The 26,197-nt window shown below is 68.6% G+C and carries 23 protein-coding genes; 8 read left to right on the forward strand and 15 right to left on the reverse strand.

Annotated features, from left to right (window positions below; translation table 11 throughout):
- The first annotated feature begins 60 nt into the window (after positions 1-60).
- From DFR41_RS23770 to DFR41_RS23800, 7 genes are all read left to right on the forward strand, one after another.
- Complete coding sequence (locus DFR41_RS23770) at positions 61-1,050, forward strand: ABC transporter permease (protein WP_114804549.1); 990 nt, start codon at positions 61-63, stop codon at positions 1,048-1,050.
- Between the two features lie 67 nt (positions 1,051-1,117).
- On the forward strand, positions 1,118-2,149 hold the full coding sequence (locus tag DFR41_RS23775; RefSeq protein WP_114804550.1) for a sugar ABC transporter substrate-binding protein: 1,032 nt from the start codon (positions 1,118-1,120) through the stop codon (positions 2,147-2,149).
- 115 nt (positions 2,150-2,264) lie between these two features.
- The gene (locus DFR41_RS23780) at positions 2,265-4,394 is read left to right on the forward strand and encodes an ABC transporter permease (protein WP_114804551.1); all 2,130 of its coding nucleotides are present in this window, start codon (positions 2,265-2,267) and stop codon (positions 4,392-4,394) included.
- On the forward strand, positions 4,378-5,508 hold the full coding sequence (locus DFR41_RS23785; protein WP_114804552.1) for an NHL repeat-containing protein: 1,131 nt from the start codon (positions 4,378-4,380) through the stop codon (positions 5,506-5,508). Before DFR41_RS23780 ends, DFR41_RS23785 begins: the two co-directional genes overlap by 17 nt.
- Entirely contained in the window at positions 5,505-7,013 is a 1,509-nt protein-coding gene (locus DFR41_RS23790; protein WP_114804553.1) for a sugar ABC transporter ATP-binding protein, read from the forward strand. Before DFR41_RS23785 ends, DFR41_RS23790 begins: the two co-directional genes overlap by 4 nt.
- Entirely contained in the window at positions 6,997-7,734 is a 738-nt protein-coding gene (locus tag DFR41_RS23795; RefSeq protein ID WP_114804554.1) for a GntR family transcriptional regulator, read from the forward strand. Before DFR41_RS23790 ends, DFR41_RS23795 begins: the two co-directional genes overlap by 17 nt.
- Before the next feature lie 14 nt (positions 7,735-7,748).
- Positions 7,749-9,440 (forward strand): AMP-binding protein, encoded by a 1,692-nt coding sequence (locus tag DFR41_RS23800; RefSeq protein ID WP_114804555.1) that lies wholly within the window; start codon positions 7,749-7,751, stop codon positions 9,438-9,440.
- Between the two features lie 6 nt (positions 9,441-9,446).
- Here DFR41_RS23800 and DFR41_RS23805 read toward each other — a convergent pair whose 3' ends face one another.
- From DFR41_RS23805 to DFR41_RS23875, 15 genes are all read right to left on the reverse strand, one after another.
- Positions 9,447-10,700, reverse strand: coding sequence for an MFS transporter (locus DFR41_RS23805; protein WP_114804556.1), 1,254 nt, complete (start codon positions 10,698-10,700; stop codon positions 9,447-9,449).
- Between the two features lie 37 nt (positions 10,701-10,737).
- Positions 10,738-11,769 (reverse strand): porin, encoded by a 1,032-nt coding sequence (locus DFR41_RS23810; protein WP_114804557.1) that lies wholly within the window; start codon positions 11,767-11,769, stop codon positions 10,738-10,740.
- Positions 11,770-11,864: 95 nt separating this feature from the next.
- Positions 11,865-12,839 carry a PDR/VanB family oxidoreductase gene (locus tag DFR41_RS23815; RefSeq protein ID WP_114804558.1) on the reverse strand — a complete coding sequence of 325 codons (975 nt, stop codon included), beginning with the start codon at positions 12,837-12,839 and terminating at the stop codon, positions 11,865-11,867.
- A gap of 161 nt (positions 12,840-13,000) precedes the next feature.
- Positions 13,001-14,038, reverse strand: a complete 1,038-nt coding sequence (locus DFR41_RS23820; protein ID WP_114804559.1) for an aromatic ring-hydroxylating oxygenase subunit alpha — start codon at positions 14,036-14,038, stop codon at positions 13,001-13,003.
- Between the two features lie 28 nt (positions 14,039-14,066).
- Positions 14,067-14,291, reverse strand: coding sequence for a recombinase-like helix-turn-helix domain-containing protein (locus tag DFR41_RS23825; RefSeq protein ID WP_017757816.1), 225 nt, complete (start codon positions 14,289-14,291; stop codon positions 14,067-14,069).
- A gap of 56 nt (positions 14,292-14,347) precedes the next feature.
- Positions 14,348-15,337 (reverse strand): Bug family tripartite tricarboxylate transporter substrate binding protein, encoded by a 990-nt coding sequence (locus tag DFR41_RS23830; protein ID WP_114804588.1) that lies wholly within the window; start codon positions 15,335-15,337, stop codon positions 14,348-14,350.
- A 5-nt stretch (positions 15,338-15,342) separates the two neighbouring features.
- Positions 15,343-16,311, reverse strand: a complete 969-nt coding sequence (locus DFR41_RS23835) for a VOC family protein (protein ID WP_017757818.1) — start codon at positions 16,309-16,311, stop codon at positions 15,343-15,345.
- 19 nt (positions 16,312-16,330) lie between these two features.
- A complete protein-coding gene (locus DFR41_RS23840; RefSeq protein WP_017757819.1) occupies positions 16,331-17,806 on the reverse strand; it encodes an aldehyde dehydrogenase in 1,476 nt (491 codons plus the stop codon).
- Between the two features lie 27 nt (positions 17,807-17,833).
- Positions 17,834-18,637, reverse strand: coding sequence for an aspartate dehydrogenase (locus tag DFR41_RS23845; protein WP_114804560.1), 804 nt, complete (start codon positions 18,635-18,637; stop codon positions 17,834-17,836).
- Positions 18,638-18,644: 7 nt separating this feature from the next.
- The gene (locus tag DFR41_RS23850) at positions 18,645-20,336 is read right to left on the reverse strand and encodes a thiamine pyrophosphate-binding protein (RefSeq protein ID WP_114804561.1); all 1,692 of its coding nucleotides are present in this window, start codon (positions 20,334-20,336) and stop codon (positions 18,645-18,647) included.
- 31 nt (positions 20,337-20,367) lie between these two features.
- Positions 20,368-21,198 carry an SDR family oxidoreductase gene (locus DFR41_RS23855; protein ID WP_017757822.1) on the reverse strand — a complete coding sequence of 277 codons (831 nt, stop codon included), beginning with the start codon at positions 21,196-21,198 and terminating at the stop codon, positions 20,368-20,370.
- A gap of 156 nt (positions 21,199-21,354) precedes the next feature.
- Positions 21,355-22,197, reverse strand: a complete 843-nt coding sequence (locus DFR41_RS23860; RefSeq protein WP_017757823.1) for an IclR family transcriptional regulator — start codon at positions 22,195-22,197, stop codon at positions 21,355-21,357.
- A gap of 17 nt (positions 22,198-22,214) precedes the next feature.
- Positions 22,215-23,099: an alpha/beta fold hydrolase gene (locus DFR41_RS23865; protein WP_114804562.1), complete on the reverse strand. Its 885-nt coding sequence runs from the start codon at positions 23,097-23,099 to the stop codon at positions 22,215-22,217.
- Between the two features lie 39 nt (positions 23,100-23,138).
- Positions 23,139-23,690 (reverse strand): cupin domain-containing protein, encoded by a 552-nt coding sequence (locus tag DFR41_RS23870; RefSeq protein WP_114804563.1) that lies wholly within the window; start codon positions 23,688-23,690, stop codon positions 23,139-23,141.
- Positions 23,691-23,731: 41 nt separating this feature from the next.
- Positions 23,732-24,532, reverse strand: a complete 801-nt coding sequence (locus tag DFR41_RS23875; protein WP_043114261.1) for an SDR family oxidoreductase — start codon at positions 24,530-24,532, stop codon at positions 23,732-23,734.
- Positions 24,533-24,862: 330 nt separating this feature from the next.
- Between DFR41_RS23875 and DFR41_RS23880 the strand changes: the two genes are divergently transcribed.
- The gene (locus tag DFR41_RS23880; protein WP_017757827.1) at positions 24,863-26,194 is read left to right on the forward strand and encodes a hypothetical protein; all 1,332 of its coding nucleotides are present in this window, start codon (positions 24,863-24,865) and stop codon (positions 26,192-26,194) included.
- Positions 26,195-26,197: the final 3 nt, after the last annotated feature.

Consider the following 26,197-nt stretch of genomic DNA (forward strand, 5'->3'; position numbering starts at 1 on the left):
CGCAGCAGGTCGTGACTCCGCCGCCCTTTCCGGTCGGCGGCTCAACCAAGGAGATCGCCGATGTCCAGGACGCAAGGGCCCGTTCCGCGCAAGAAACCCAGCCAGGCCATGGCCGTGCTCGGCATCTGCGCCGTGGTGTTCATTGGCTTCAGCCTCACGCTCCCCGGCTTTCTCTCCTTCGGCAATCTCCTCGCGCTGGCGCGCAACATCTCCATCCTCGGCGTGCTGGCGCTGGGCATGGCCATCGTCGTGATCGCACGTGGGCTGGACCTCTCGCAAGTGGCCTCGATGGCCTGCTCGACGGCGGTCACGCTGATCCTCATGAACGACGGCTGGCCCACGCCCCTGGCCCTGGCCGCAGGCCTGTGCATTGCGGTGGCGGTGGGTCTGGTCAACGGTTGGCTCATCTCGGTGGTCGAGATGCCGGCGCTGCTCACCACACTGGCGTCGGGCCTGGCCGTGCTGGGCATCACGCGTTCGACAGCCGTGCAGCATTTCGTGGTCAATCTCGGCCCGGGCCATGAGCAGTTCCTGCGCCTGGGCGGCAACCTGCCGGGCGGCGTGCCGGCGTCGCTGGTGGTGTTTGTGGCGGCCGTGGTGCTGGTCCACCTCTTCCTGTCGCGCACGGTGCTGGGCCGGTTCATCTACGCCCATGGCGACAACCCCGAGGGGGCACGCCTCACCGGCCTGCCGACACGGCCGCTCACGATGCTGGAGTACGCGCTGTGCGCCGGCATCGGCTACGTCGGGGGCGTCGTGATGATTGCGCAGACGGCGCTGATGCACCTGCAGGTGGTCGAAGGCACGCTGATCTTCGACGTCATCCTCGTGGTGGTGCTCGGCGGAGTCAGCCTTACCGGCGGTCGGGGCAACGTGGCCAGCGTCGTGGTGGGCACGCTGCTCATCGGCGTGCTCCTCAACGGCATGACGATCATGGACCTGGACATCCAGACGCAGAACATCGTCAAGGGCATCGTCCTGCTGGGCGCCATCGTGCTGGACTCGGTGCTCCACCCGCGCGACGAAGAAACCTCGAAACAGGGCGACTGACACGGGGTCGGTCGGCTGCAAACGGCTGCGGCACAAGCACCGTGGCCTACAACTGAAGGAGACAGCGATGAGACGGTGGGACAGTCTGTGGGCAAGGAAGGCGCTGTGCAGCGCCACGGCAGCCGCGCTGGCGGCGGCGACGCTGGGCATCGCCGGCGGCGCGCATGCGGCAGAACCGCGCGAAGAGCTGCGGGCCGCTTTCGACAAGGCACTCAAAGGCAAGAAGGTGGCCTGGTCGCCGGTCTGGATGGGGGTGCTCGAGTCCGAATGGACGCGCAACATGAAGGCGCACTTCGACGACTACGGCATCCAGTTCGTCACGCGCGACGCCAACTTCAAGTCCGACGTGCAGCTGCAGACCGTCAGCCAATTCATCAACGAGAAGCCCGACGTGCTGATCGTGCAGAACCCCAACGTGACGCTGCTGGCACGCGAGCTCAAGCGGGCCATGGATGCCGGCATCTACGTCATCCAGGTGAACATGGCCTCCAACCAGCTCACGGACGCCTACGTGGGCGTGGACGCCAAGGACATGGGCCGACGCCTGGCGCGGGACGTGGTGGCCGAATGTGGTGGCGGCAAAGGCTCCGGCCAGATCGCGATCCTCGAAGGCGAGGCCACGGCCGCGTATTCGCTGGACATGAAGCGCGGCGCGATGGAGATCTTCAACACCGACAAGTCCATCAAGGTGGTGTCGTCACAGCCGACCAACTGGGACGCCAACAAGGCCGGCGAAGTCACCACCACCGTGTTGCAGCAGAACCCCAACCTCTGCGGCATCCTGAGCGTGTGGGGCCCGCAAACGGCCGGTGCCGCGCAGGCAGTCAAGGCGGCGGGTAAGACGGGCAAGGTCAAGGTCTGGGTTGCCAGCGACGGCCAGCCGGCCGACTGCGACATGCTGGAGCAGGGCCTGTTCACCAAGAACCTGTCGTATCGCGCGGATACGCAGGGCGAGGCCATCGTGGCTGCCGCACTGGCACTGATCCAGAGCGGCGAAAAACCCGGCGCCAAGCGCATGGCCTTCTATACGGTGCCCTACTGGGTGAACAGCAAGGCCGACCGGCAGTACTGCTTCAGCGTGCCACAGGCCGCCAAGTAGGCCGCCCACGCCGCCCGCGGCGTTCACTGACGCGAGCTGCGCAGCCCCACGGCGGGGCTGCGCCGGCCGCGCCGTGGGCACCGCATTCCGCCGATCCGTCGATGCACCCTCTTCCATGACAAACCTCCAGCGTCTGTGGCACCGGCATTCGCCGCAAGTCTTCCTCGGGGAGCTCCTCGAGAAGCGGTGGATGGAGCCGGTCATTCCCTTCACGCTGACCATCCTGGTCTTCGTGAGCTTCGCGTTGCTCATTCCGGGCTTCGCAAGCGCCTCCAGCCTGCGACAGTTGTCGCTGAGCTTTGCCGAGCAGGCGATGGTGGCGGGCGCAATGGCCATCGCGGTGCTTTCGGGCGGCATCGACCTGTCGGTGGGTGCCATCTTCGCGATGGCGAACTTCCTGACGCTGTATGTCTACCTGGTCAAGGATGTGCCGCTGCCGCTGGTGATTGCGCTCGTGGTGATCTTCGGCGCTGCGGTGGGTGCGATCAATGGGGGACTCATCGCCTATGGGCGCACCCGCCCCTTCCTGACCACGCTGGTCACGCTGATCGTGCTGCGTGCGCTCTACAACAAGCTCACCGCCGCAGCCACGGACGAGCTGGCCAGCGTCGCGCCCGACAGTCCGGCATGGGACTTTCTGGGGGCGGGCTCGGTGCTGGGCGTTCCGACCAACATGGCGGCACTCATCGTCGTGGCGGTGTGCGCACATTTCTTTCTGACCCGCGTGCGACCCGGCGTGCACATCATGGCCGTGGGCTCCAGCCGCAAGGCGGCCCGGCATGCGGGGGTCAACGTCAAGCGCACGCTGTTCTCGGCCTATGTGCTGTCGGGAGCCCTGGCCGCGCTGGCAGGCGTGTTCTACGCCGCACGGCAAAACAGTTCGGGCACCGACACCGGCCTGGGCTGGGAGATCAATGCCCTGGCCGCCGTGGTGCTCGGCGGTATCAGCCTGGCGGGCGGGCGCGGCACCATCGCCCGCGCCATGATGGGCGCCGCCATCATCTTCATGCTGGTCAGCGGCCTGGTGCGCATGGGCGCCTCGGGCAACATCACCACGGCCCTGGTCGGCCTGATCCTGCTGGTTGCCGTAGGCTTCAACGTCAAATGGGTCAAGAACAAGGGCAAGGTGCAGCAGAAGGTCTACGTGGTGCCCAGCTGGGTCGACTTCACGCCGCCGCCATCCATCGAGCGCGGCAGCGGCACTCCCTTTGCCGAGAACGACCGCCTCAAGGGCGCCGAGGCCATCGCCCTGGGCGAGATCGAGGGACCCGAGGACATCATCCTCGACCGCAACGATCACCTCTACGCCGTCACACGCAACGGCTCGATCATGCGGTTCCTGGCCCCCGACTATTCGCGCCGCGAGGAGTTCGCCCGAATCGGCGGCCGTCCGCTGGGCATGGCCTTCGACCGCGACGAAAACCTCATCTGCTGCGTGGCCGGCATGGGTGTCTACGGCGTGCGGCCTGACCGCACCGTCTTCAAGGTGACCGACCGCACCAACCGCACCCGCACCCGTCTGAAGGACGACTCGCGGCTGTACCTGGCGGACGACCTCGACATCGCGCCTGACGGGCGCATCTACTTCAGCGAAGCCACCACACGCTACGAGTTGACCGACTGGGCGCTGGACGGATTCGAGGGCAGGGGCAACGGCCGGCTGATCTGTCACGACCCCGCCACCGGTCAGACGCGCACCATCCTCAAGAACCTCACCTTTCCCAACGGCGTGTGCGTGTCGCACGATGGCAAATCCGTGCTGTGGGCCAGCACATGGCTGTGCCAGATCAATCGCTACTGGCTCGAAGGCCCCAAGGCCGGCACCAGCGAAGTGCTGATCGACAACCTGCCCGGCTACTGCGACAACATCAACCGCGCCAGCGACGGCAGCTATTGGCTGGCGCTGGTAGGCCTGCGCTCGCCGGTCTATGACCTGGCCATGGCATCGCCGGACTTCCGCATCCACATGGTCAAGCAGATCCCGCCTGACGAATGGCTCTGCCCCGGCATCAACTACGGCTGCATCGTGAAGTTCGACGACCACGGCACGGTGCTCGAGTCGCTGTGGGATCCGGGGGGCCAGTCGCATCCCACCATCACCTCGGTGCGCGAGCACAAGGGCTGGCTCTACATCGGCGGGCTGGAGAACAACCGGATCGGCCGCGTGCGGCTGCCGGATGCCGATCCGCAGTGGAACGGCTGGGATTCGTACTGGAAGGGAGGCGCCGATGGCACTGCTGCGTGACGTGATCGACCGCGTGCTTTTCCCCAATCGGGACGTGCATGCCATCCCAGTGCTGGACGGCGCTTTCTCCCCCAATACGCGGCTCGACAAGGCGCGGCGACTCGGCGCGCCCATCGAGCGGCCGGACGATCTGGCGGCTGGTCCGGATGGTGCGCTCTACATCTCCAGCGGCCGTCAGATCCTGCGCTGCACCGGTGCAGACTTCGAGTACCGCACCCTGTTCGCCACGGCGGAGTCGCTGGTTGGGCCGCTCGCCGTGGCGGCCGACGGGCGGGTGTTTGCCGGCGTCTCCGGCCAGGGCGTCGTGGCCTTCGACGCCGAAGGACGGCCTCTGGCGGCGCTCAAGGCGGTCGACAGCGAAGCCCTCGCGTGTCCGACGGCGATTGCGCTGGCCTACGACGGCTCGCTGATCCTGACCGACGGCTCGCGGCGTCATCGGCCAGAGGACTGGCTGCCCGACCTGATGAGCCGGCTGCCGCCCAGTGGCAGGCTCGTGATGTGCGATGCCAGCCTGCGCCAGGCCCGCGTGGTGGCGGACCGGCTCGACTGGCCGTCCGGCGTGGCGGTGGCCTGTGCAGGCGGGCCGATCCATGTGTCCGAGGCCTGGGCGCACCGCCTCAGCACCGTCGACCCCGGCAGCGGCGCGCGCCGTGTCGTGGTCAAGAACTTTGCCGGCTATCCCGCACGCCTCACGGCCGACCCGGTGGATGGCGGCTGGTGGATGGCCTTCTTCGGCATGCGAACGCAACTGATCGAGTTCGTGCTGCGCGAGCGCAGGTTCTGCGAGGACATGATGCGCCGCGTACCGCGCGACCTGTGGATCGGGCCCAGCCTGGAAGGCCGTTTCGACTACCGCGAGCCCACCCAGATCGGCCGCATCAAGAAGCTCGGCATTCAGAAGCCCTGGGCGCCACCCCGTTCCTATGGTCTGGTCGCCCGGCTGAACAGCCAAGGCGAGCCCGCGGCCAGCTGGCACAGCCGGGTAGACGGCCAGGTGCATGGCATCACCGCGGTGCGCCGTCTGGGCAGACGCGTCATCGCCGTCTCCAAGGGCCGCAACCTGCTGGTGGAACTGCCGGAAGCACCGACCGGCGCGCAAGGAGCCATGCAATGACCCATGAGAACGTCGCGCAGCCGCTGCTGCGCATCGAGCAGGGCAGCAAGGTCTATGGCGGGCTGCACGCCATCGAGAAGGTCGACTTCGAACTGCGCGCCGGCGAGATCCACGCCCTGCTCGGCGAGAACGGGGCCGGCAAGTCCACGCTGTGCAAGGCCATCGCCGGTGCCATCCAGCTGAGCACGGGCCGCTATCTGATCGAGGGCCGCGAGGTCTCCTTCGCTTCGCCGCGGGAGGCCCTGGCCGGCGGCGTGGCCATGGTCTATCAGGAGTCGAGCCTCGTGCCCTCGATGACCGTGGCCCAGAACCTGGAGCTGGGCATGGAGGACTTCGTCACCCGTTACAGCAAGATCAACATTGCCGCCACGCAGTCGCTGCAGTCACTCAACTTCAATGTCGATGCGCTGCAGCTGGTGGAGAACCTTGGCACGGCCAAGCGCCAGATGGTCGAGATCGTGCGAGCGGTGCGCCACCACGCCAAGGTGTTCATCTTCGACGAGCCGACGGCCTCGCTCACGCCTGAGGAGACGCAGCATCTGTTCCATCTGCTGCGCACCCTGCGCGAGCGAGGGGCCGGGATCATCTTCATCTCGCACGCACTCGAAGAAGCGCTGGAACTGGCCGATCGCATCACCGTGCTTCGGGACGGCCACCACGTGGCCACTGTCGCCGCGCGCGATGTGACCCGCGAAGGGCTGGTGCGGATGATGATCGGGCGCGACGTGGTGGTCGAACGCGCAGCGGCGGCATCTGCCGCGCCGCCCCGCGGCGAGAAGGTGCTGTCGGTGGAGAACATCACCATGGGCAGTGTGGTGAAGAACATGTCCTTCTCGATGTTCGCGGGCGAGGTGGTCGGCGTCTTCGGCCTGGTGGGCGCGGGCCGCAGCGAGGCGGCGCAAGTGGTGTGCGGCGCGCGCAAACGCAACTTCCTGCGCGGCGGCATGATCTACCTGCGCGACAAGGCGGTGCGCTACCGCGTGCCCCGGCAGGCGGTGCGAGACGGCATTGCCTACATCACCGAGGACCGCAAGGTCGACGGCTTCTTCGAGACGATGACCGTGGACCAGAACATCTACCTGGGCTGGCTGGCTTCGCCGCGGGTGCGGCGATGGTGGTTCTCTGCCCGCGAGATGAAGCAGGTGGCAGATCGGTGGATCGAGGCCCTCAAGATCTCGGCACTCAAGCGCAGCCTGAAGATCATCGAGTACTCCGGCGGCAACCAGCAGAAGGTGGTGGTGGCCAAGTCCCTGGCGCAGGAGCCGTCCATCGTCATCTTCGACGAGCCCACGCGCGGTGTGGATGTCAGCGCCATCCCGCAGATCCATGCGGCCATTCGCGAACTTGCCGCCCAGGGCAAGGCCGTCATGGTCATCACGTCGTACCTGCCCGAGGTGCTCGCGGTGTCCGACCGTATCCTCGTCGCCCGGGGCGGGCGCATCGTCGAGGAGATGTCCGCCGCGGACGCCACCCAGGAAAAGATCATGTATGCCGCCATTCACTAGCGCCACGACCTCACCGCCCCCCGCCGTTGCCACTGGCGGCACGGCCGAGGACAGCACTGTCCTGCTGTCAGTGCGCATTGCCGACGAGATCCGCCGCGCGGTACTCGACGGCGAGATGCTGCCTGGCACACGGCTGGGTCAGGAGTGGCTGGCCGCCAAGTTCGGCGCCAGCCGGATTCCCGTGCGAGAGGCGCTTCGCCAGCTGCAGGACGAAGGGCTGGTGGTGCTGGCCCCCAACCGCGGCACCTGGATCGCCGACGTCAACTCGCAGGAATCGCTCGAGGTCTACAAGATCCGCGAGGCGCTGGAGCCATTGGCCATGGCCGAGAGCGTGCCGCACCTGTCGGCCGAGACGATCGCGCAACTGGAACTGATGGTGACGCGGCTGGAGCAGGTCGCCGACGTGCAGGAGTACATCCAGCTGGACCGCGCCTTCCACTTGGCGACCTATTCGGCCGCGCCGATGCCGCAGTTGCTGCGCATGATCGAGCGCTACTGGAACAGCACGCAACATTTCCGGCGCTGGTTCGTGAAGGACTCGCTGGCCAAGGGCGGACTGCCCTTCTCCGACCCGCAGCACCTGATGCTCTACGAGATGATCCGCAACCGGGATGCCGAGGGGGCTGCCGCCATCGTGCGCCTACACATCCGCCGCACCCGGCTGCTGATCGAGAACCTGGTGATGCAGGCGCCCGATCGGGCTGCGGCGCCAAAGCCCTGAAGGACGCTGCCGCCATGGACCTTCCTGCTTCGTCGGCATCCCTCTGGGAGGAAGCCGCCCGCCATCGACCCTGGCGGCAGCCACTGGGGCCCCTGGCCGCCCCCGTGGCGCCCGAAAGGCGCACGGCGCTGGATCTCTTCCTCGACGCCGACCCGGAGGCCGCCGCCCTCGCCTACTTCGATGGCCGGCTGAGCTACCGTGCATTGCAGACACAGGCCCGGCAACTGGCCGCCTACTGGGCCAAGGCAGGCGTGCAGGCGGGCGACCGCGTCGCCCTGGTGCTGCAGAACACGCCGGCCTTCGCACTGGGCGTGCTGGCCACCTGGATGCTCGGGGGCATCGTGGTGCCGATCAATCCCATGTACAAGGCGGCGGAACTCGGGCGGCTGTTCGACGACTGCAGCCCTGCGGCACTGCTGTGTCACGACGATCACTGGGGGGTGGCGCAGGGCGTTGCACAAGGCCATATGCCGCTGTCGTGCATGCTGTGGAGTTCGCCGCGCGAAGGCCAGACGCAGGACGACGCCCGCGTGCTGCCGCCAATGCCGGCGGTCTCTGCGCCGGCCGGGCAATCGCTCGCGGGCCTGCTGGATTCGGCAGCGACGCCTGCAGCGCCGGTCCAGGGGCGTTCGCGCTCGCCGGACGACGTTGCGGTGCTGCTCTACACCTCGGGCACCACGGGCGCGCCCAAGGGGGCGATGCTCACCCACGCCAACCTGGTGCTCAATGCCCGCACAACCGCGCGCCATTTCGGGCTGCATGCCGGTTCACGCCTCTATGGCCTGGCGCCGCTGTTTCACGTCACGGGCTTCGAGCTGCATCTGGTGTGTGCCTTCGCCGTCTCCGCGCAACTCGTGCTGGCTTACCGCTTCCAGCCCGCGGTGGTGCTCGACGCCTTCATCACGCACCGGCCCACCTTCATCATCGGTGCCATCACGGCCTTCATCGCGCTGATGAACCAGCCGGCCGCCACGCCGACCCATTTCGAGAGCTTCGATGCCCTGTACTCCGGCGGCGCGCCCATCGCGCCGGCCGTGGTGCAGGCCTTCGAAGCGCGCTTTGGCCGGTCGATCCGCAGCACGTACGGCATGACGGAGCTGTGCGCGCCCAGCCATCTCTCGCCGCCGGAAGGCGAGATTCCCGTCGATCCCGCGTCGGGCGCACTCTCCATCGGGATGCCGACCTCGGCCGTGGACGTGATCGTGATCGACGAGATGGGTCGGCCTCTGGGGCCTCGGGAGCCGGGTGAACTGCTGGTGCGGGGGCCGGCCGTGATGGCCGGCTACTGGAACAAGCCCACCGAGACGGCCGAGGCCCTGGCCGGTGGCTGGATGCACACGGGCGACATCGGCTTCGTCGACGAAGCGGGCTGGTTCTACCTGGTCGACCGCAAGAAGGACATGATCTGCGCCTCGGGCTTCAAGGTGTGGCCTCGCGAGGTGGAGGATGTGCTCTATGCCCATCCCGGTGTGCTGGAGGCGGCGGTCGTCGGCGCACCCGACGCCTACCGCGGCGAGACCGTGGTCGCGTTCGTCTCCGCCCGGGGCGGCCAGCAGCTGGACCCGGACGCCCTCCTGCGGCACTGCCGGGATCGACTGGCCGCCTACAAGTGCCCGACCGCGGTGCACGTACTCGATGCGCTGCCCAAGACCGAGACCGGCAAGATCACCCGCGTGACACTGGCCCGCGCACTGAGGCAAGTCTGAGACACATCAGTCGCCGCGCGAACGCTCCAGCCACCACAGCAGCAGCCCACAGGCGCACACCACCGCCTGCGTACCGATCAGCATGCCGAAGCCGGCGAAGAAGCCGGCCGCCGAGCCTGCGGGCACCGAGGCGATCACGCTGCCCATCAGCGCCGGCATGAAGCCCGCCACCAGGCTGCCCGTGCCGTTGACCACACCGTAGGCGCTGGCCACGTGCTCCGGCCTTGCGAAATGCTGCACCGTGCTGGGGATGGCCGGGCTCATCAGGCCCCAGAAGAAGTTGGCGGCGATGAGCGTGAAGGCTGCCGCGTAGCGGTCCTGCACGGCGATGGCCAGCCACACGGCCAGCGCCACGCCAATGCCGCCCACGACGAAGATCAGCGGCACATGCCGCCGCGCGACCCGGTCGATGAGTACGCCACCCACCAGCACCGCCACGACGGACGCGTATTGCGGCAGCGACGCCAGCCAGCCCATCTCGCGCAGCGAGAAGCCCCGCGCCTCGCGCAGATAGGCCGGCAACCAGTTGCTGCTGCCCCAGAGATAGGCCAGGAAGGCCGCGGTCAGCACCGTCACCAGCAGCAGATGCCGCGTCTGCAACGCACCGCGCACGATCTCGCCGACCTGCCGCAGCGCCGGCGTTTTGCCGGGCGCCGAGGCGGCTGCGCCCGGCGCGGGCATGCGCACAAAGGCCAGCACCAGCGGAATGCCCAGTACGATGTTGATGAGGCCCAGCACATGGAAGGACGTCGCCCAGTCGTGGCCCGCCACCAGGTAACCCACCAGCGGATAGCCCACCGCCAGGCCCAGCCCGGTGCCCATGTTGACCAGCGCATTGGGCTTGCCGTTCTCGCGGCTTTCGAAATGTGCCTTGATGTACGAAGCCGCGAGCGAGAACAGCGGCCCTTCCGACACCCCGAGCAGGGTGCGCGAGGCCAGCAGCAGCCCATAGCTGCTCAGCATCGGTGACGCGAAGGTCACCACGCCCCACAGCAACAACCCGCCAATGAGGCTGCGGCGCACGCCCAGCAAGGCCGCCGCGAAAGGTGTGAGCACGAAGGACGAGATGCCGTAGCCCACCATGAAGGCCGTGGCAAGCAGGCCCTGCCGCACCCGGTCGTTGGCGGCGAGGCCGACATGGTCCAGGAAATCGCGGTCGGTGATCAGGATCGAGATGTTGATGCGGTCCACGTAGGAGATGGCAACGATCAGGAAGATCGTCACCACACCCCACCAGCGCGCGGCGCGGGAGTCGGTCATGGCAGCGGTTTCGCCGATATTCCGGCGCCAGGAAGTCTCAGAAGAAATGGCGGATGCCGAGGTCGAAGCCGGTCGACTTGCCGCCGAGATTGGTGCCGGAAGCGGCCACGCCCTGGGCACCGATGGCACGTTGCGCCCCGGCCCCGTTGTGGACGCGCGCCACGGCGCCGTAGACCTGCGTGCGGCGCGACAGGTTGTGGCCATAGCCCAGCGCCACCTTGGTCCAGTCGGCATTGCTGCCCACGGTGTCGTAACGGCTCACCTGGGCGCGGATCTCGCCAGCGCCCACGGGCACCTTCACACCCAGCTGCGTGGCGCGGAGCTCGACCGTGCCGCGTTTCTCGCTGGCCCACAGCAGCATGGGCGTGGCCACGCCGAAGTCGTAGCTGGCGCCGAGGTTGCGGATGCGCACATCCAGCGCCTGCGTCGTGCCCTGCAGCTTGGCCAGCGAACCCGACACATGGAAGGCCCCGCCCCGCCAGCCGAAGCGCGCACCGTTGTATTCGCCAGCCGCCGTCGGTGCAGTGTCGAGTTGCTCGCCGGCCGCATGCTGAACCTGGCCGTAGAAGCCGCCCAGATTCGGTGGCAGGAAGTAGCTGATGGCATTGCTGAGCTGGATCGGCGCGCCGTTCATGACGAAGGCGTTCGTGCCGCCCACGCCGTTGGTCAGAAAGGGATCGAAGATCAGCGTATTGAGGAAGGTGGCCGAGTCGTCGCGGCCCAGACGGATCTCGCCGAAAGGGCCCATCAGGCTCACCGTCGAGCGGCGATTGAAGGCCAGCCCACCGCCGCTGGCCGAGCCCAGCCCCGTGTCCGGGGCAAGCCCGGATTCAAGCCAGAAGCCTGCCGACAGGCCCCCGCCCAGGTCTTCCGTGCCGCGAAAGCCAATGCGGCTGATGTTGGCACCACTGTGCGACAGGCCCGTGCGCGAGCTGTTGTCGCCGTTCACGTGGGCGATGCCCACGTCCAGCGTGCCGAAGAGCGTGACGGAAGACTGGGCCCAGCCGACGGCAGGCAGCGCCGAAGCTGCTGCGATCGTCGCTGCGGCGCGCAGGAACGGAATGGACATCGGGAGACCCTGGACGAAAAAAGACGAAGGCTGCCGCCGGCCCTGCCATTGCAGGGCCCGCACGCGCGATGGAGAAATGGAAAGAAAGAAGGGTCTCAGACGTCCAGCACCAGCCGCTTGCCGGTGCATCGGGAGACGCAGATCATCATGGTCTTGCCCGACTGGCGCTCGATCTTGGTAAGGATGCCGTCCTGGTGGTCCAGTTCGCCGTCGAAGTCGAGCACGGGCGTCTCGCAGGCGCCGCAGACGCCTTCCTTGCAGCTGTGGTCGGGGTTGAGGCCGGCGTCGATCAGCGCGTCCAGGATGGACTTGCCGCCGGGCACCGGCACGGTCTGGCCGCTCTTCTCGCAGACCACCTCGAAGCCGTGCGTCTCCACCGGCGACTCGACCACCACGGCGGCAAAGCGTTCGATGTGGGCGTTGGCGTAGCCCAGTTGTTCGCAGGCCTTCTCGAAGGCGTCGAGCATGGGCGTGGGACCGCAGCAATAGAAATGGCTGTCGGCACCGCGGCCTTCCAGCAGTTGGGCCAGCTTGGGCGGGCCGCCCTGCTCGTCGTCGAAGTGCCAGGTCACGGGCACCTTGGCCTCGGCGGCCAGGGCGGTGATGGGCTCGATGAAGGCGGCCTCCTTGCGGGTGCGGGCGCAGTAGACCACCTCCGCCGGCCGGCCCAGGGCGACCAGGCGCTGCAGCATGCAGAAGATCGGCGTCACGCCGATTCCGCCGGCCACCAGCACGCTCTTCGGTGCATCCTCGTGCAGTTCGAAGTTGTTGCGCGGGGCGGAGATGTCGATCACCTGCCCCACGCGCAACTGCTGGTGCACAAACTTCGAGCCGCCGCGGCTGTTGCGGTCGTTGAGCACGCCCACCACGTAGCGGCCGCTGTCGCTGCAGGGGTTGCACAGCGAGTAGCTGCGCACCAGGCCGTTGGACAAATGCAGGTCGATGTGCGAGCCGGCAGCAAAGGCCGGGAAGCTCACGCCGGCCGTGGCCGGGCGGAATTCGACGCTGACGATGCCATCGGCCTCGTGGCGCATCGTGTGGACCAGGGCTTTGAGCGTGGGGGCGGACATGGCGGAGATCTCTCTGGACTTGTCGGTGTAGGGAAGGAGGAAGCGCGCCCTTCCTTCTGAGGGCCGGCGGGGCGGCGGCGGGCATGCAGCACCCGGATCATAGGCAGCGAGCAAGCCGTATGCCGCCCGCTGCCGCTCCGCCCCCCGGCCTCGGGGGCTGTTCAGGCCTGGGCCGTCTGCTTCGCCTCGATCTGCTGCTGCGCCAGATTGCGCAGGTGGCGACGCAGCCGCACGATGCCCAGGTCGTGCTGGTACAGGTTCTCGTGCTGGTTGGCGTCGGGCTCCATGTCCTCCAGCATCACGCGGTCCTGCTCCAGCACGCGCCAGTGGCGCTGCTCCAGGCGGTTGCGGTACAGGAAGCGCCAGGTGTCGCGCTCCCAGCCCTTGGGCAGCTTGCGCACGCGCCAGTGGAAGACCGCCGCCAGGCCGGTCGAGATGGGCGTGTAGCTGCCGACGATGATGAAGTTGCCGCCGGGGCCGCCGGTCTTCGGGTACGGGATCTCCAGACGCATCCAGTGGATGCCGGTGTCGCCCCACTCCGTCCAGTCGAAGTTGACGTTGCGCTGGCCTTCCTTCTCGAAGACGAAGCCGGTGTCGGTGGCACGGATGCCGAACTTGGCCTTCGAATCGCCCTCGGCCATCGAGTGCGACTGCTTGTGCAGGAAGGTGCCGTGCATCGGGTCCATGACGTTGTCGAGCACGTAGCGATAGTCGCCCTTCCACTCCGTGTAGCAGAGGAAGTGGCCGTACTCAGCGTCGTTGGTCAGCTCCTCGGGCAGCACCAGCGGCGGCGGCTCGTCGACCGGCTCGCTGCTGTTGTAGAGGAAGACGGCGCCGGCCGCTTCCTTGACATGGAAGTGGCGCGTGGCGCGCGTGCCTTCGAGCTTGCAGCCGGGGCTGCCCGGCACGCGGGTGGTCACGCCGTCACAGCGCACTTCGACGCCGTGGTAGGGACAGGACAGGCGGTCGCCCAGCACCACGCCCTGCGACAGCGGCGCGCCGCGGTGGGGGCAGCGGTCTTCCAGCGCGTGCAGCACGCCGTCGAAGTCGCGCCAGAAGGCGAGCTTGCGGCCCAGGCGGCGCAGCGAAACGGGCTTTTCCTTGATGAAGGAGGATGGGCAGATCGGGTACCAGAGGTCCTTGAGACCGACTTCGAGCAGCTGGTCGACCGGATCGGCGTGGATGGCGATGGTGGTCATGGGGTGTTCCTCGCGGGCGTCGTAGGGTTCAGGGCTGTTCCGACAGGATGGCGATTTCCTGGCGGTAGACCTCTTCGGTCCAGGGCTTGCCGCTGGGGCTGGCCAGGCCGCTGTCGTTGAGCGCCTGCACCAGGCCGGGCAGGTCGTGCACGCCGGCGCCAAAGGCGCGCTCGATGGCATCGCCCAGCAGGTCTTCGTAGGTGGTGGGGTTGCGCTTGCGCGCCTGGTGGGGCTCGAGGTAGCGGTCGGTCATGGTGTGCTCCATCGGGGGGGCGGGAATGCGTTGTTGGTCGAAGGCGGTGCGCCGGCTCACTCGGCCTTGATGCCGCGGCTCTTGATGACGCCGGCCCACACGGCTGTCTCGTCCTTCATGGCCTTGGCGAAGGCGGCGGGCGCCATGGTGGCCTGGGTCATGCCCTGGGCCTTGAGCTTGTCCTGGATTTCGGGCTGCGCCAGGATCTCGGCGGCGTCCTTGGCCAGCTGCTCGGCCACGGCGGGCGGCGTGCCGGCCGGGGCCAGCAGGCCGTACCACGACGTGACGTTCACGCCCTGGATGCCCTGCTCCGCCAACGTCGGAATCTCCGGCGCCACGGGCGTGCGCTGGGCCTCGGTGATGCCCACGGCCACCAGCTTGCCGCTGTTGATGAAGGGCAGCGCGGCCGGCAGGTTGGTGAACATCAGCGGCACGATGCCGGCCACGGTGTCGTTGAGGGCCGGTGCCGTGCCCTTGTAGGCCACGTGCAGCATGTCGATGCCCGCCTGCTGCTTGAACAGCTCGCCCGCCAGGTGCAGGCCGCTGCCGATGCCCGGCGAGGCATACGACAGCGCGCCCGGCTTGGCCTTGGCCTGGGCGATCAGGTCCTTCGCGTTCTTGATGCCCGACGCCGGCGAGGCCACCACCACGTTGGGCGCCTTGGCCAGCATGGTGATCGGCACGAAGTCCTTCTCGATGTTGAACGGGAAGTTCGTCATCAGCGTCGGGTTGATCGTGAGGTTGCCCGCGGGCACCACCAGCAGGTTGTGGCCGTCGGCCTTGGCGCGCTTGATCTTGTCGATGCCGATGTTGCCGGCCGCGCCCACGGCGTTCTCCACCACGGCCGGCTGGCCGTAGCGCTTGCTGAGGCCGTCGGCCAGGAAGCGCGCCAGCGCATCCACCGGGCCGCCCGCCGGGAAGGGCGAGACGATGTTGAAGCGCTCGCTGGCGAGCTGCTTGTGCACCTCTGCAGGCGTCTGGGCCCAGGCGGCGGCGGTAGCGAACAGGCCGCACAGCGTGGCGGCCAGGAAGGACTTGCGTTGCATGGCGATCACTTCTTTTCTGTGAGGAACTTGCCCGAGGCGTCCACGCCCCTCTGCCGCCGCGTGTGGCCATCCAGGCCGCCGTCCACGGCCCATTCGGCGAACACCGTCGGGCCCGGCTCGAAGTCGCGCGCGGCCCACTCGGCCGTCAGCTGGTCCTCGTCGGCGTAATACTCGATCAGGCCGCCGGCCGGGTTCTTGAAGTACCAGAAGTAGGCCGAGGAGATCGGATGCCGGCCCGGGCCCAGTTGGGTTTCCCAGCCGCAGCGGGAGAAATGCAGGCCACCGCCGAACACCTCGTGGATGTCGCGCACGGTGAAGGCCACATGGTTGATGCCGCGCTTGCCCGTGGGCAGCTGCAGCAGGAACAGGTCATGGTGGCCGCCGATGTCGGCGCAGCGCAGGAAGGCGCCGCGGCCCGGATAGCGGTCGGAGGCGACGAAGCCGAAGCGGCTGGCATAGAAGGCCTCGCAGGCCTTCACGTCGGCCACGAAGAAGACCACGTGGCCCACCTCGATGGGCGTGGCCCGGTCGTAGATCGGGCTGGGTTGGTTGACACGGGCCTTTTCGGTCCAGGTGTTCACGCGGGCGCAGTCGATGTCGATGGCCTTCTTGCGGCTGACCTGCAGGCGCACGGCCAGGCCGTTGGGATCGGTGCAGCCGATGCGGCGGCCGCCGGCCACCTCGCCGTCGACGAAGCCCGCATCGCCGCGGATGGCGTCGGCATAACGGTCGAGGTCGGCGGCGCTTTCCACGCCCCAGACCACCTCGCGCAGCGTGGGGCCCTCCTCGATGGCGGGCGGCAGGCCGGCCTTGTCCATGGCGGCCACCACGATGCGGCAGCCGTTGAGGCTTTCGAACACCAGCTCGTCCGCGCCCTCGTGGGCCAGGGTCAGGCCCCAGTCCAGGAAGAAGCGGCGGCTGGTGGCGAGGTCGTCCGTGCCGTAGGTGATCTGATCGATGCCGAGAACGCTCATTGCTTGCTTTCCAGTTTGTTCACTTGGCCCACGGGATCGGCTGCTCGTTGGTTCCCCAGTACATGCTCTTCTGCTCCATGTACTGGAAGATGCCTTCGCGACCCTTCTCGCGGCCCAGGCCGGAGTCGCGCCAGCCGCCGAAAGGCGTGGAGACCGAGAACTGCTTGTAGGTGTTGACCCAGACGGTGCCCGCCTGCACCGCGCGGCCCAGACGCCACGCGCGCTTGAAGTCGCGGCTCCACACGCCGGCCGCCAGCGCATAGACGCTGTCGTTGGCCTGGGCGATCAGCTCCTCTTCGCTGTCGAAGGGCATGGCCACCAGCACCGGCCCGAAGATCTCTTCCTGCGTGATGCGGGCACTGTTGGTGAGGCCTTCGAGGATGGTGGGCGTGTAGAAATAGCCCTTGTCGAAGGCCGCCCCCTGCGGACGCACGCCGCCGGTGCGGATGCGACCGCCTTCGCTCACGCCCAGGTCCACATAGCGCTCGATGCCCTCGCGGTGCTTCGCGGTGATCAGCGGGCCCATCTGCGTGCGCTCGTCCGCCGGGTCGCCCACACGCAGGTTCTTGGCAGCCTCGGCCACGCGGGTGACGAACTCGTCGTAGATGCCGCGTGCCACGAACAGGCGCGAGCCCGCGATGCACGACTCGCCCGAGCTGCTGAAGATGCCGTAGAGCACGCCGGCCACCGCATGGTCCAGGTCGGCGTCCTCCAGCACCATGGTGGGCGACTTGCCACCCAGTTCCAGCGAGACCGGCATCATCTTGTCGGCCGCGATGTGGGCGATGTGCTTGCCGGTGGTGGTGCCGCCAGTGAAGGACACGCGCTTGACCAGCGGATGCTTGGTGATGGCATCGCCGATCACCGAGCCCTTGCCCGGCAGCACGCTGACGATGCCCTTGGGCACACCGGCTTCTTCGCAGATCTTCGCCAGCTCCAGCGCCATCAGCGGCGTGACCTCGGCCGGCTTGACCACCACGGCGTTGCCGGCGGCCAGCGCGGGCGCGAGCTTCTGCGCCTCGCTGGCGATGGGCGAGTTCCACGGCGTGATGGCGGCCACGACACCCATGGGCTCGTGCACGCTCATCGTCACGTAGGGGCCGCGCGAGGGCGTGATGGTGTCTTCCAGCGTCTCCAGCGCAGCGGCGAAGAACTGGAAGGTGCCGGCGGCGCTGGCGACCAGCGCACGGGTCTCGCTGATGGGCTTGCCGTTGTCCAGGCGCTGCTTCTGCGCCAGGTCTTCGGCGCGCTCGCGGATGAGGGCGGCCACACGGTGCAGCACGGCGGCGCGCACATGCGGCAGCATCTGGGCCCAGCCGCTGGTGCGGAAGGCCACGTCCGCGCGGGCGATGGCTTCTTCCACGTCGGCCAGGCTGGCGGCGCGCAGGCGGGCGATGGGCTCGCCAGTCGCCGGGTACAGGCTCTGGTACTCATCGCCGCCGCCCAGGCGCCATTCGCCGGCCACGTTGATGGGGAGCAGTTCCAGGTTGGGCATCGGGGGCTTCTCTCTCGTGTTTCGTCGTCAGATGACCAGGGGCGCCACACGGCTGCGCAGCGCGCGCACCGCGCTGTACACGGTCAGCGCCGAGGTCTTGGGATTGGCGGCCAGCGGCTGGTTGCGCATGGTCAGCTCGAAGCGGCCGAAGGCGCCCTCGGCCTCCACCTGGTGCACGTTCTCGGTCACGGCCGGGTCGGCGATCAGGCGCACCGTGGTGCGGTCCAGGCCCAGGCCTGCGAGCGACACGGTGGCCGCCACGTTGGCGTTCTTCGGAAAGAGGCGCGCGGCATCGCGGGCACTGCCTTCAAAGATCACGGCCTCGGCGGCCAGCGTGTCGAGGTCGCGGCCCTCTTCGGCCGGCGTGCCCTTCCAGGCGCGGGGCGGCTTGCGGCCGGTGTAGCGCACCGTCTCCAGCCCGCCGACGCGGGCGGCGGCCAGGGCATCGATGGCGCCGATGGCGCCGGCGATCAGCTGCACCTGCGTGCCGCCCTCGCGGGCTGCGGCTTCGAGCTGCTCCGGTAGGCCGGGCGCCGACAGCGCACCGACCGAGGCCACGATGGCGGGAATACCGCGCTTCAGGGCCGGCAGCACGTGCTGCTCGATGGCCGCATGGCCCGCGGCCTCGACGACCAGGTCGATGCTTTCGGCCGGCACGGCCTGCAGCACCTGCGCATCGGGCGCGAGCCGCCCTGCGACGTCCTGTGCCGCCGCCTCGCTGCCTGCGGGCACCACGATGGCAGCCGCAGCCAGGCCGGCGTCGTTCTTCACCAGTTCCAGCAGCGCGGTGCCGATGGCGCCGCAGCCGATCAGGGCGAATTTCAGGGCCATGATGTGCTCAAGCTGCAGGTGCGGCCGGCACCTGGTCCATCTTGTTCACCGGCGGGCCGGCGAAGTTGGTCTTGAAGCCGCCGATGGCGCGCATGTCGATCTCGAGCAGGAAGGGGCCCTTGCGCGACCAGGCGCCGTCGAGCACGCCGGGCAGCTCGGCCAGGTCCGTCACCCGTGCATGCGGCAGCTGGATCGAGGCGCACAGCTGCGCATAGTCGGGCGTGTGCAGCTCGACATAGCAGCGGCGGCCGCCATAGGAGGCATCCTGGATGTTCTGGATCACGCCGTAGCGCTGGTCGTTCATCAGCACGATGAGGGCATCGCACTCTTCCTGCACCAGCGTGGCCAGCTCGCCCAGGTTGAGGATGAAGCCGCCATCGCCGGCCAGGGCCAGCGTCTTGCGGCCGGAGCCGGTCACCGCCGCGCCGACTGCCGCACCGATGGCCATCGGCATGCCCATGCCGATACCGCCGCCCGTGGCATGCACGCCGGCATTGGCCTCGAAGAAGCGCAGCTCGCGGTTGCCCCAGGTGCTGTTGGAGACCGTGACGTCGCGCACCCAGTTGAACTGGCGGCCTGCCTGCTTCTGCAGCTGCTGCACCAGCGCGGTGTAGGGCCCCAGGCCGTCGTGGAGGGTGGCCACGACTTCGTCATGCGTCTTGCGCAGGTCGGCCAGCAGTTCCGGATCGGCCTTCCAGCCGCGGGCTTCCAGGCGGTCGGCCAGGCCGTTCAGCACAAGGGCGGAATCTCCCCACACGAAGCCGTCGTCGGCATAGCAGCGGCCCTGCTGGGCGGCATCGGCGTCGATGCGCAGCAGGGGGCGCGGCAGCTTGAGTTCGTACTTCAGCGTCTCGTTGCTGCGCAGGCGCGAGCCCACCACCAGCATGGCGTCGCAGCGCTGGTAGAAGGCCTCGACCGGCTTCTGGATGTTGTAGGCGCCCAGCGAGGCCGGGTCGTCCTCGGCCACGATGCCGCGGCCCTGCACCGTGCTGACGATGCCGAAGCCCAGCGCCTTGAGGCGCGCCACGGCCGCGCCGGCATGGCGGGCGCCGCCGCCCAGCCACAGCAGCGGACGGCGCTTGGCGGCCAGCTGTTCGGCCAGCGCGTCGATGGCCGCTTCGCTCGGCACCGGCACCGTGATGGGCAGCGGCGACAGGTCGGCCGGCATCTCGATCAGCGACTGCTGGATGTCGATCGGGATCTCCACGCTCACCGGGCCGGTGGGCGCGGTCTGCGCGGCCTGCACGGCGGCCTTGAGCGTCGAGAGGCAGGTCTCGGCATTGCGCACACGGAAGGCGGCCTTGGAGACGGCCGTCAGCATGGCCAGCTGGTCGGGCGCCTCGTGGATGTACGCCAGGTTCTGGTCCAGGTACTGGGTCTCGATCTGGCCGGTGATGTGCAGCAGCGGCGTCCCGGCGTTGCGCGCCTCGACCAGGCTGCCGGCGATGTTGCCGGCGGCTGGGCCGGTGCTGGTGATGCACACGCCCAGGCTGGAGGTGGAGCGGGCATAGGCGTCGGCCATGTTGCCGGCGCCGGCCTCGCCGCGGGCCATGACGAAGCGCGTCTGGCCGCGCAGCGCGAAGGCGTCCAGGATCGGCATGTTGTGGATCGAGATCACGCCGAAGGCGGCCTTGACCCCGCACTGTTCGAGGAAGGCGGCGACGACCGTGCCGACGGTGACTTTGGGGGTGGAGGTCATGGGTATTCCGGAATCGAAGACGAGGGCTGTTTCAGGCTGCTCTGGAATGGCCGCCGGAGACATCGATGTGGCTGCCGCTCGTGTACGACGAGAAGGGCGAAACCAGGAAGGCCAGCGCGCGCGCCGCTTCCACCGGCAGGCCCAGGCGGCCCAACGGGATGTGCTTCTTGGTGGCCAGGTCGGCGCTCCACGTGGCCCAGTCCTGCGACTTGTCCTCGCGCGCTTCGAAGCGGCGGCGCCATTGGCCCGACTCGACCAGGCCGATGAGGATGCCGTTGACGCGCACACCCTGCGGCGCGAACTCGGTGGCCAGCGAACGCACCAGGTTCAGGATGCCGGCGCGCGCGGCCGAGGTGGCGACCATGTGCGGCTCGGGCTGGCGGGCCAGCAGCGAGTTAGCGCAGGCGATGGCGGCATCGCCCAGCCGCTGGCGCTCGGCCACCAGCTGCGGCAGGAAGGCGCGGGTGGGATGGATGATCGAGAAGAACTTGAGCTTGAGCTCGTCCATCCAGGCCTGGTCGTCGGTGTCGGCGAAGGTGGAGACCCGCCCCTGCCCCGCGTTGTTGACCAGCATGGCGGCCGGGCCCAGCGCGGCCTGGCTCTCGGCGGCAAAGGCCCTGACCGACTCGGCGTCGAGCACGTCGCAGGTGCGGGCGAAAAGCTTCGCACCGGGGAACTGCTCGCGCAGGCCGGCGACGGCCCCGTCGAGCCGCTCGGCATTGCGGCCACACAGCGCGACGGCGGCGCCGGCCGACAGCAGCACCTGCACGGTGGCGAGGCCGATGCCCGAGGAGCCGCCGGTGACGACGGCCGTACGGCCAGCCAGGGCGTCCGCGGCGAGGAAGGAAGACAGAACGTTCATGAGCAAAGGTCTGAACAGAATCAAATGGCCGCGGAGCAGGCCATGCCAGAGCACCCGAGGAACCGGCTTTGCCAGGCCTCTGGGTGCGCCCTCCTCCAAGCCGAAGGCGCCAGGGAGGAGGGAGCCGCGAAGCGGCTTGGGAGGTGCCCTTTCATGTCATCGGCGCAAGGGGATGACCTTGCGCGTCATGCCCGGATGGGCGCCGTCGAGCAGGCCGGAGATCTCGTCAGCAGCCGCGCGGACGCGGCTCACCAGCTGGTCCACCGGACCTTCGTCGATGTGCGCGGTGGTGAAGGTGGCACCCAGTGCCGCGATGGTGTGTCCGGCACGGTCGCGCACCGGCGCGGCGATGGTGGAGATGTTGCTTTCGAAGAAGCCCTCGCCCAGGACGTAGCCGTGGTCACGCACGGTCTGCACCATGTCGAACAGGGCGTTGACGGTGCGCGGCGTGTTGTCCGAGAAGACCTCGAGCTTGTCCTCGGGGTACAGCGCGCGCAGCTGCGGCAGGCTGAGGTCCGCCAGCAGCACATGGCCGAGCACGGTGGCATGGGCGGGCAGGCGCGTACCCACCGTGACCGCGCTGCGGAAGGGCGTGGGCGAGGCGGTCTTGGCCACGTAGACGATGGAGCGGCCATCGCGCACCACCATGTTGCAGGCATGACCGATGTCCTCCGACAGGCGGGTGAGCACCGGCAGGCCCAGCTCGGTCAGCTCCAGCGAGGCCAGGTATTCGAAGCCCAGGCGCAGCACGGCCAGGCCCAGGCGGTAGTCGCGGCCACTCTCGGTCTTCTCGATGAAGCCCATGTTCTCCAGCGTGGAGAGCAGGCGGAAGACGGTGGAACGCGGCAGGTTGAAGCGGCGGGCCAGCTCGGGCGCGGAGAGTGTGGGCGTCTCGCGGCTGAACTCGCACAGCAGGCGCAGGCCCCGCTCCAGCGCGGGCACGTTGTAGCGGTCGCCGCTGTCGTCGCTGGGGGCGTCGGGGGTGTCGTTCTGGCTCATGGCGTCTCTCCTCCTCGTCAGGCGTCTTGTTCTTGTGCGGCGGCCAGCAGCAGGCGGGCCACCGGCTCCGGCTGCTCGACGTAACAAGCGTGGCCGGCACCGGGCAGCAAGGCAAGTTCCACGCCGCAGGCCCGGGCCACCTCGCCGCAGGCCAGGGGCGTGGTGACCACGTCCTCGCTGCCGCAGAGCACCTGCACCGGCATGGCCGGCGGCAGGTAGGCCAGCAGGTCGTCATCGGTCAGCAGTTCGACGGCCTGGCGGTAGCCGGCTTCGTTGAGCCGGCCCATGTTCCAGCGCACCCACTGGCGGGCACGCTCGCTGGCGTCGTCGGACACCAGCCGCGCGCTGCGCTGCGTGGCCATGCCGGCGATGCCCAACTGGTCGAGCGTGGCCAGGCGCTCGGTGCGCACCTTCTGCGCCTGGGACTCGCGGCCGGCTGCGCCATAGCCGCGGGCCGGGCTCATCAGCACCAGCCGCGCGATGCGGCCGGCCAGGGGCGCCCCGGCATGCACGGCGCCGCCGGCCATCAGCGCGCCCAGCGAATGGCCGACGAGCACGCAGCGCGCGATGCCAAGCGCGTCCAGCAGGCCCGCCAGGCGCGCGGCGTAGTCGGTGGCGCGCGGCGCCGGCCGGGCCAGGGGCGTGGAGGTGCCATAGCCGGGCGCGTCCCAGGCGATCAGCCGGGCGCCGCCTTCGAGCGCGTCGGCCACGCCCAGCCACGAGGCCGAGCCGGAGCCGATGCCGTGCAGGCACACCAGCGGCAGGCCACCTGCACCCTGCCCCGCCTCGCGCACGGCCACGACGCCGCCCTGGGCCAGGGCCACCTCACGGACGGGGAAGCGGCGGTCGAGGGCCTCGACTTCGGCTTCGGGCAGCGGAGCGGGGGCGGCAGCAGCGGTCATGGGCAAGCTCGGGTCGGCCAATGTCGGGGCAGCGGGCGATCAGCCGCGCTTGACCTTGGTCAGCGGATGGTCGGCGGGGTAGGTCGGCGTGATGGGCTTCTTGGCGCCCAGCATCACGCACATCAGCGCGTCTTCGTCGCCGATGTTGATCTCCTCGCGGTACACGCCGGGCGGCACCGAGATCAGGTCGCGGTCGGTCATGACGGTCTCGTAACGCTCGCCTTCGGGCGTGGTCAGCACCACCTTGAGCTTGCCGCGGATCAGGAAGAAGACCTCTTCCACATCGATGTGCAGGTGCGACGGGCCTTCGTGGCCGGCCGGGATCACCATGGTCGAGAAGGTGAAGTGCTCGGCCGGCACGGTGTTGTTGTCCGAGGCGACGCCGGTGCCGCCGGTGCCCACGTAGCGCATCTGGGCGCGGCGGTACTTGGGATCGAAATCGGCCTGGAACTTCAGGGCGTCCCAGTCGTACTGGCGGGTGGAATAACGCGCGATGCGCGTGTTCATCCACTGCTCCAGGCTGGCGCCTTCGGGGCGCTCCCAGCTGGGCTTGGAAGGATCGAGTTGCTGCTGCACGGACAGGTCGGTCATGGGGCTCTCCTACAAACGGGTTCGGGGACGGAAGGCGGGAATCAATTGAGCACGAAGCCGCCGTTGACGGGCAGCAACTGGCCGGTGACGAAGCGCGACAGCGGCGACAGCGCGAACAGCACCGCGCCGCACACATCGGCCGCCTGCTGCTCGCGCGGCAGGGCGCGGCCTTCGAGGTATTTGTCGTGGCGGGCCTTGGGCACGTATTCGGTGGCCTCGACCAGCGTGAGGCCGGGCGCGATGGCATTGACCGTGATGTTGGCACCGCCCCATTCACGCGCCAGCGAACGGGTCATGGCCGCCACGGCGCCCTTGCTGGCCACGTAGGCCAGCAGGTTCTGGGCGCCCCACAGAGCGGTGTCGGAGGCCAGGTTGACGATGGCGCCACGACCGCTGGCGGCCAGCGCGCCGTGGCAGGCGCGGCTCATGAGCCAGGTGCCGCGGACGTTGACGTCCATCACGCGGTCCCACATCTCGATCTCCAGCGCGTGCGGATCGCGGCCACCGGAATTGGTGATGGCGCCGTTGTTGACCAGCCCGTCCAGTCCGCCGAGCAGGCGCACGGCCTCGTCGGCGCAGGCGGTGACGGAGGTGGGATCGGTCAGATCCAGCGCCAGCGCATGCACCTCGTGGCCCTGCCCGCGCAGCGCGGCCGCTTCGCTGGCGGCCAGCTCGGCCAGGATGTCCGCGATGACCACGCGCCCACCGGCCTGTGCAATGCACTTGGCAAAGGCCAGCCCCAGCCCACGTGCCCCGCCCGTCACCAGCACGCGCCGGCCGGCCAGCAGGGTGGGCGGAATCTCGGCCATCAGGCTGCGCAGGCTCTCGGGGTCGGGCGTCATGTTCATCGGGCGAATCCGTTTGTTTCTTTAGAGAAACGCATGTTCATATATGGAATGAACGGAGATTAATGCAGCGGTTTGCGGCCGTCAAGCAGGCCGGGCCAAGGCGTCACGCGAGGGAAGCCTGCCTATCCCCCAAATGGATGAAGCTGCGGCACAACAGCCGCAACGCCCGAACCGCAGACCCTCCCTACACTGCGCCCGCCGCCTCTGGCGGACACACTTTGTTGACAATTTGCCTCAGGCAAGAAAAGAAAGAGGGGCGCTCACATGCGCAATGGGAATCCAAGGAGAACTGCCGGCCTGAAATGGGCCATTGGGCTGGGCTGCGTGCTCGCACTGGCGGCCTGTGGGGGCGGAGGCGGCGGCGGTGGCGGAGGCTTCTTCCTGCCGCCGGCCGCCGCCCCGCAGGCCCCGCAACTGGCCGTCGTGGCCGACGGGACGACCGTCGCTGCCGAGGGGGACGCCTATGTGGTGAAGCCCGGCCAGGTGATCACGGTGAAGTCCAACCAGACCGTGAGCTGGAGCGGCAGCTCGCCCAGCGGCAAGGTGACCGCCGTGGGCACCAGCAGCAGTGACCAGCAATGGCAGGCGCGCCTGGCCAACGCCAACCCGGGCGCCACCGAGGACTATCCGCTGGTGGCCACGGCCAACTCGGGCCAAACGACCACGGTGCGCCTCAAGGTGCGGGCAGGCGACAGCCGCAATGGCCAGTACATGGCCTACGTGTCCAACGGCAGCCGCCAGCAGCTCAAGGCGGACTTCGACCTGGGCAGCCTCGAGTTCGTCGATACGTCGGGCGCAAGCAATGTGGGCACCCTCGTGAAGCCGGCCAGCGGCAGCGCCGTCTACGGGCTGCTTTCGAACCGCGAGACCACGGCGCAGCGCATTTCCGGGCTGCAGGTGCTGCCCGATACGCTGGTGGGCAGCTTCCCCTTCCCCGTCCTGGGCGCCAACCCTGTGACCTACGCGCCCTTCCTTTTTGTCGCCACGCGTGCGCTGATCACAACCGCTGCCGATCTGGACGGCACCTACAACCGCTTCCGGGTCAACTACAGCAGCAACGGAGCCGTCAAGGACTCCGCCATCAGCCAGGTGCAGTTTTCGGGCGCTGGGGCGTTCTTCGTCCGCTGCAATGAGGTGGCCATCACCCGCGTGGACATCTGCCCGACAGGGTCGCTGAGCACCGCAACGCTGGCGCCCGATCCGACCACGCCCGGCCTGTGGCGCGTCACGAACAGCAGCGGCGTCTACGAAGGCCGCGTCGGCGTCGCTCGCGTCGGCAACGAGAAGATGCTGATCCTGGCAGGCCCCGGGGCGACCGACCCGACCACGGCGCAGTTCAGCGTCGGTCTGCAGGAACAGCCGGGCTGGAGCGCCTTCAACAACGCCTTCGGCTGGTCCATCCTCGGCACGCAGGATCAGTCCACGGCCGACCTGAGCACCTACACGCTGAGATCCGCATCGGCCGCCGGCGTCGTCCAGACCGCGCTGACGCTGAACACCCTGGGCTCGGTCGGGCCCACGGGCATGATGGGAAGTTCCACGGGAGACGGCCGCTACTACTTCGTCGCCCGCTCCGCGCAACTCGAGATGGTGATCGGCGCGCGGGGCAACACCGCCACCGCCGGCTTCTTCCACCTGGGCGTGATCAGCAACTGATCC

The sequence above is a fragment of the Pseudacidovorax intermedius genome, from assembly GCF_003350475.1.
Classification (GTDB): domain Bacteria; phylum Pseudomonadota; class Gammaproteobacteria; order Burkholderiales; family Burkholderiaceae_C; genus Xenophilus; species Xenophilus intermedius.

Excerpts from the sequence above, each read along its gene's own strand:
- DFR41_RS23770 (WP_114804549.1), top strand. The coding sequence starts at position 61 with ATGTCCAGGACGCAAGGGCCCGTTCCGCGCAAGAAACCCAGCCAGGCC.
- DFR41_RS23775 (WP_114804550.1), top strand. The coding sequence starts at position 1,118 with ATGAGACGGTGGGACAGTCTGTGGGCAAGGAAGGCGCTGTGCAGCGCC.
- DFR41_RS23780 (WP_114804551.1), top strand. The coding sequence starts at position 2,265 with ATGACAAACCTCCAGCGTCTGTGGCACCGGCATTCGCCGCAAGTCTTC.
- DFR41_RS23785 (WP_114804552.1), top strand. The coding sequence starts at position 4,378 with ATGGCACTGCTGCGTGACGTGATCGACCGCGTGCTTTTCCCCAATCGG.
- DFR41_RS23790 (WP_114804553.1), top strand. The coding sequence starts at position 5,505 with ATGACCCATGAGAACGTCGCGCAGCCGCTGCTGCGCATCGAGCAGGGC.
- DFR41_RS23795 (WP_114804554.1), top strand. The coding sequence starts at position 6,997 with ATGCCGCCATTCACTAGCGCCACGACCTCACCGCCCCCCGCCGTTGCC.
- DFR41_RS23800 (WP_114804555.1), top strand. The coding sequence starts at position 7,749 with ATGGACCTTCCTGCTTCGTCGGCATCCCTCTGGGAGGAAGCCGCCCGC.
- DFR41_RS23805 (WP_114804556.1), bottom strand. The coding sequence starts at position 10,700 with ATGACCGACTCCCGCGCCGCGCGCTGGTGGGGTGTGGTGACGATCTTC.
- DFR41_RS23810 (WP_114804557.1), bottom strand. The coding sequence starts at position 11,769 with ATGTCCATTCCGTTCCTGCGCGCCGCAGCGACGATCGCAGCAGCTTCG.
- DFR41_RS23815 (WP_114804558.1), bottom strand. The coding sequence starts at position 12,839 with ATGTCCGCCCCCACGCTCAAAGCCCTGGTCCACACGATGCGCCACGAG.
- DFR41_RS23820 (WP_114804559.1), bottom strand. The coding sequence starts at position 14,038 with ATGACCACCATCGCCATCCACGCCGATCCGGTCGACCAGCTGCTCGAA.
- DFR41_RS23825 (WP_017757816.1), bottom strand. The coding sequence starts at position 14,291 with ATGACCGACCGCTACCTCGAGCCCCACCAGGCGCGCAAGCGCAACCCC.
- DFR41_RS23830 (WP_114804588.1), bottom strand. The coding sequence starts at position 15,337 with ATGCAACGCAAGTCCTTCCTGGCCGCCACGCTGTGCGGCCTGTTCGCT.
- DFR41_RS23835 (WP_017757818.1), bottom strand. The coding sequence starts at position 16,311 with ATGAGCGTTCTCGGCATCGATCAGATCACCTACGGCACGGACGACCTC.
- DFR41_RS23840 (WP_017757819.1), bottom strand. The coding sequence starts at position 17,806 with ATGCCCAACCTGGAACTGCTCCCCATCAACGTGGCCGGCGAATGGCGC.
- DFR41_RS23845 (WP_114804560.1), bottom strand. The coding sequence starts at position 18,637 with ATGGCCCTGAAATTCGCCCTGATCGGCTGCGGCGCCATCGGCACCGCG.
- DFR41_RS23850 (WP_114804561.1), bottom strand. The coding sequence starts at position 20,336 with ATGACCTCCACCCCCAAAGTCACCGTCGGCACGGTCGTCGCCGCCTTC.
- DFR41_RS23855 (WP_017757822.1), bottom strand. The coding sequence starts at position 21,198 with ATGAACGTTCTGTCTTCCTTCCTCGCCGCGGACGCCCTGGCTGGCCGT.
- DFR41_RS23860 (WP_017757823.1), bottom strand. The coding sequence starts at position 22,197 with ATGAGCCAGAACGACACCCCCGACGCCCCCAGCGACGACAGCGGCGAC.
- DFR41_RS23865 (WP_114804562.1), bottom strand. The coding sequence starts at position 23,099 with ATGACCGCTGCTGCCGCCCCCGCTCCGCTGCCCGAAGCCGAAGTCGAG.
- DFR41_RS23870 (WP_114804563.1), bottom strand. The coding sequence starts at position 23,690 with ATGACCGACCTGTCCGTGCAGCAGCAACTCGATCCTTCCAAGCCCAGC.
- DFR41_RS23875 (WP_043114261.1), bottom strand. The coding sequence starts at position 24,532 with ATGACGCCCGACCCCGAGAGCCTGCGCAGCCTGATGGCCGAGATTCCG.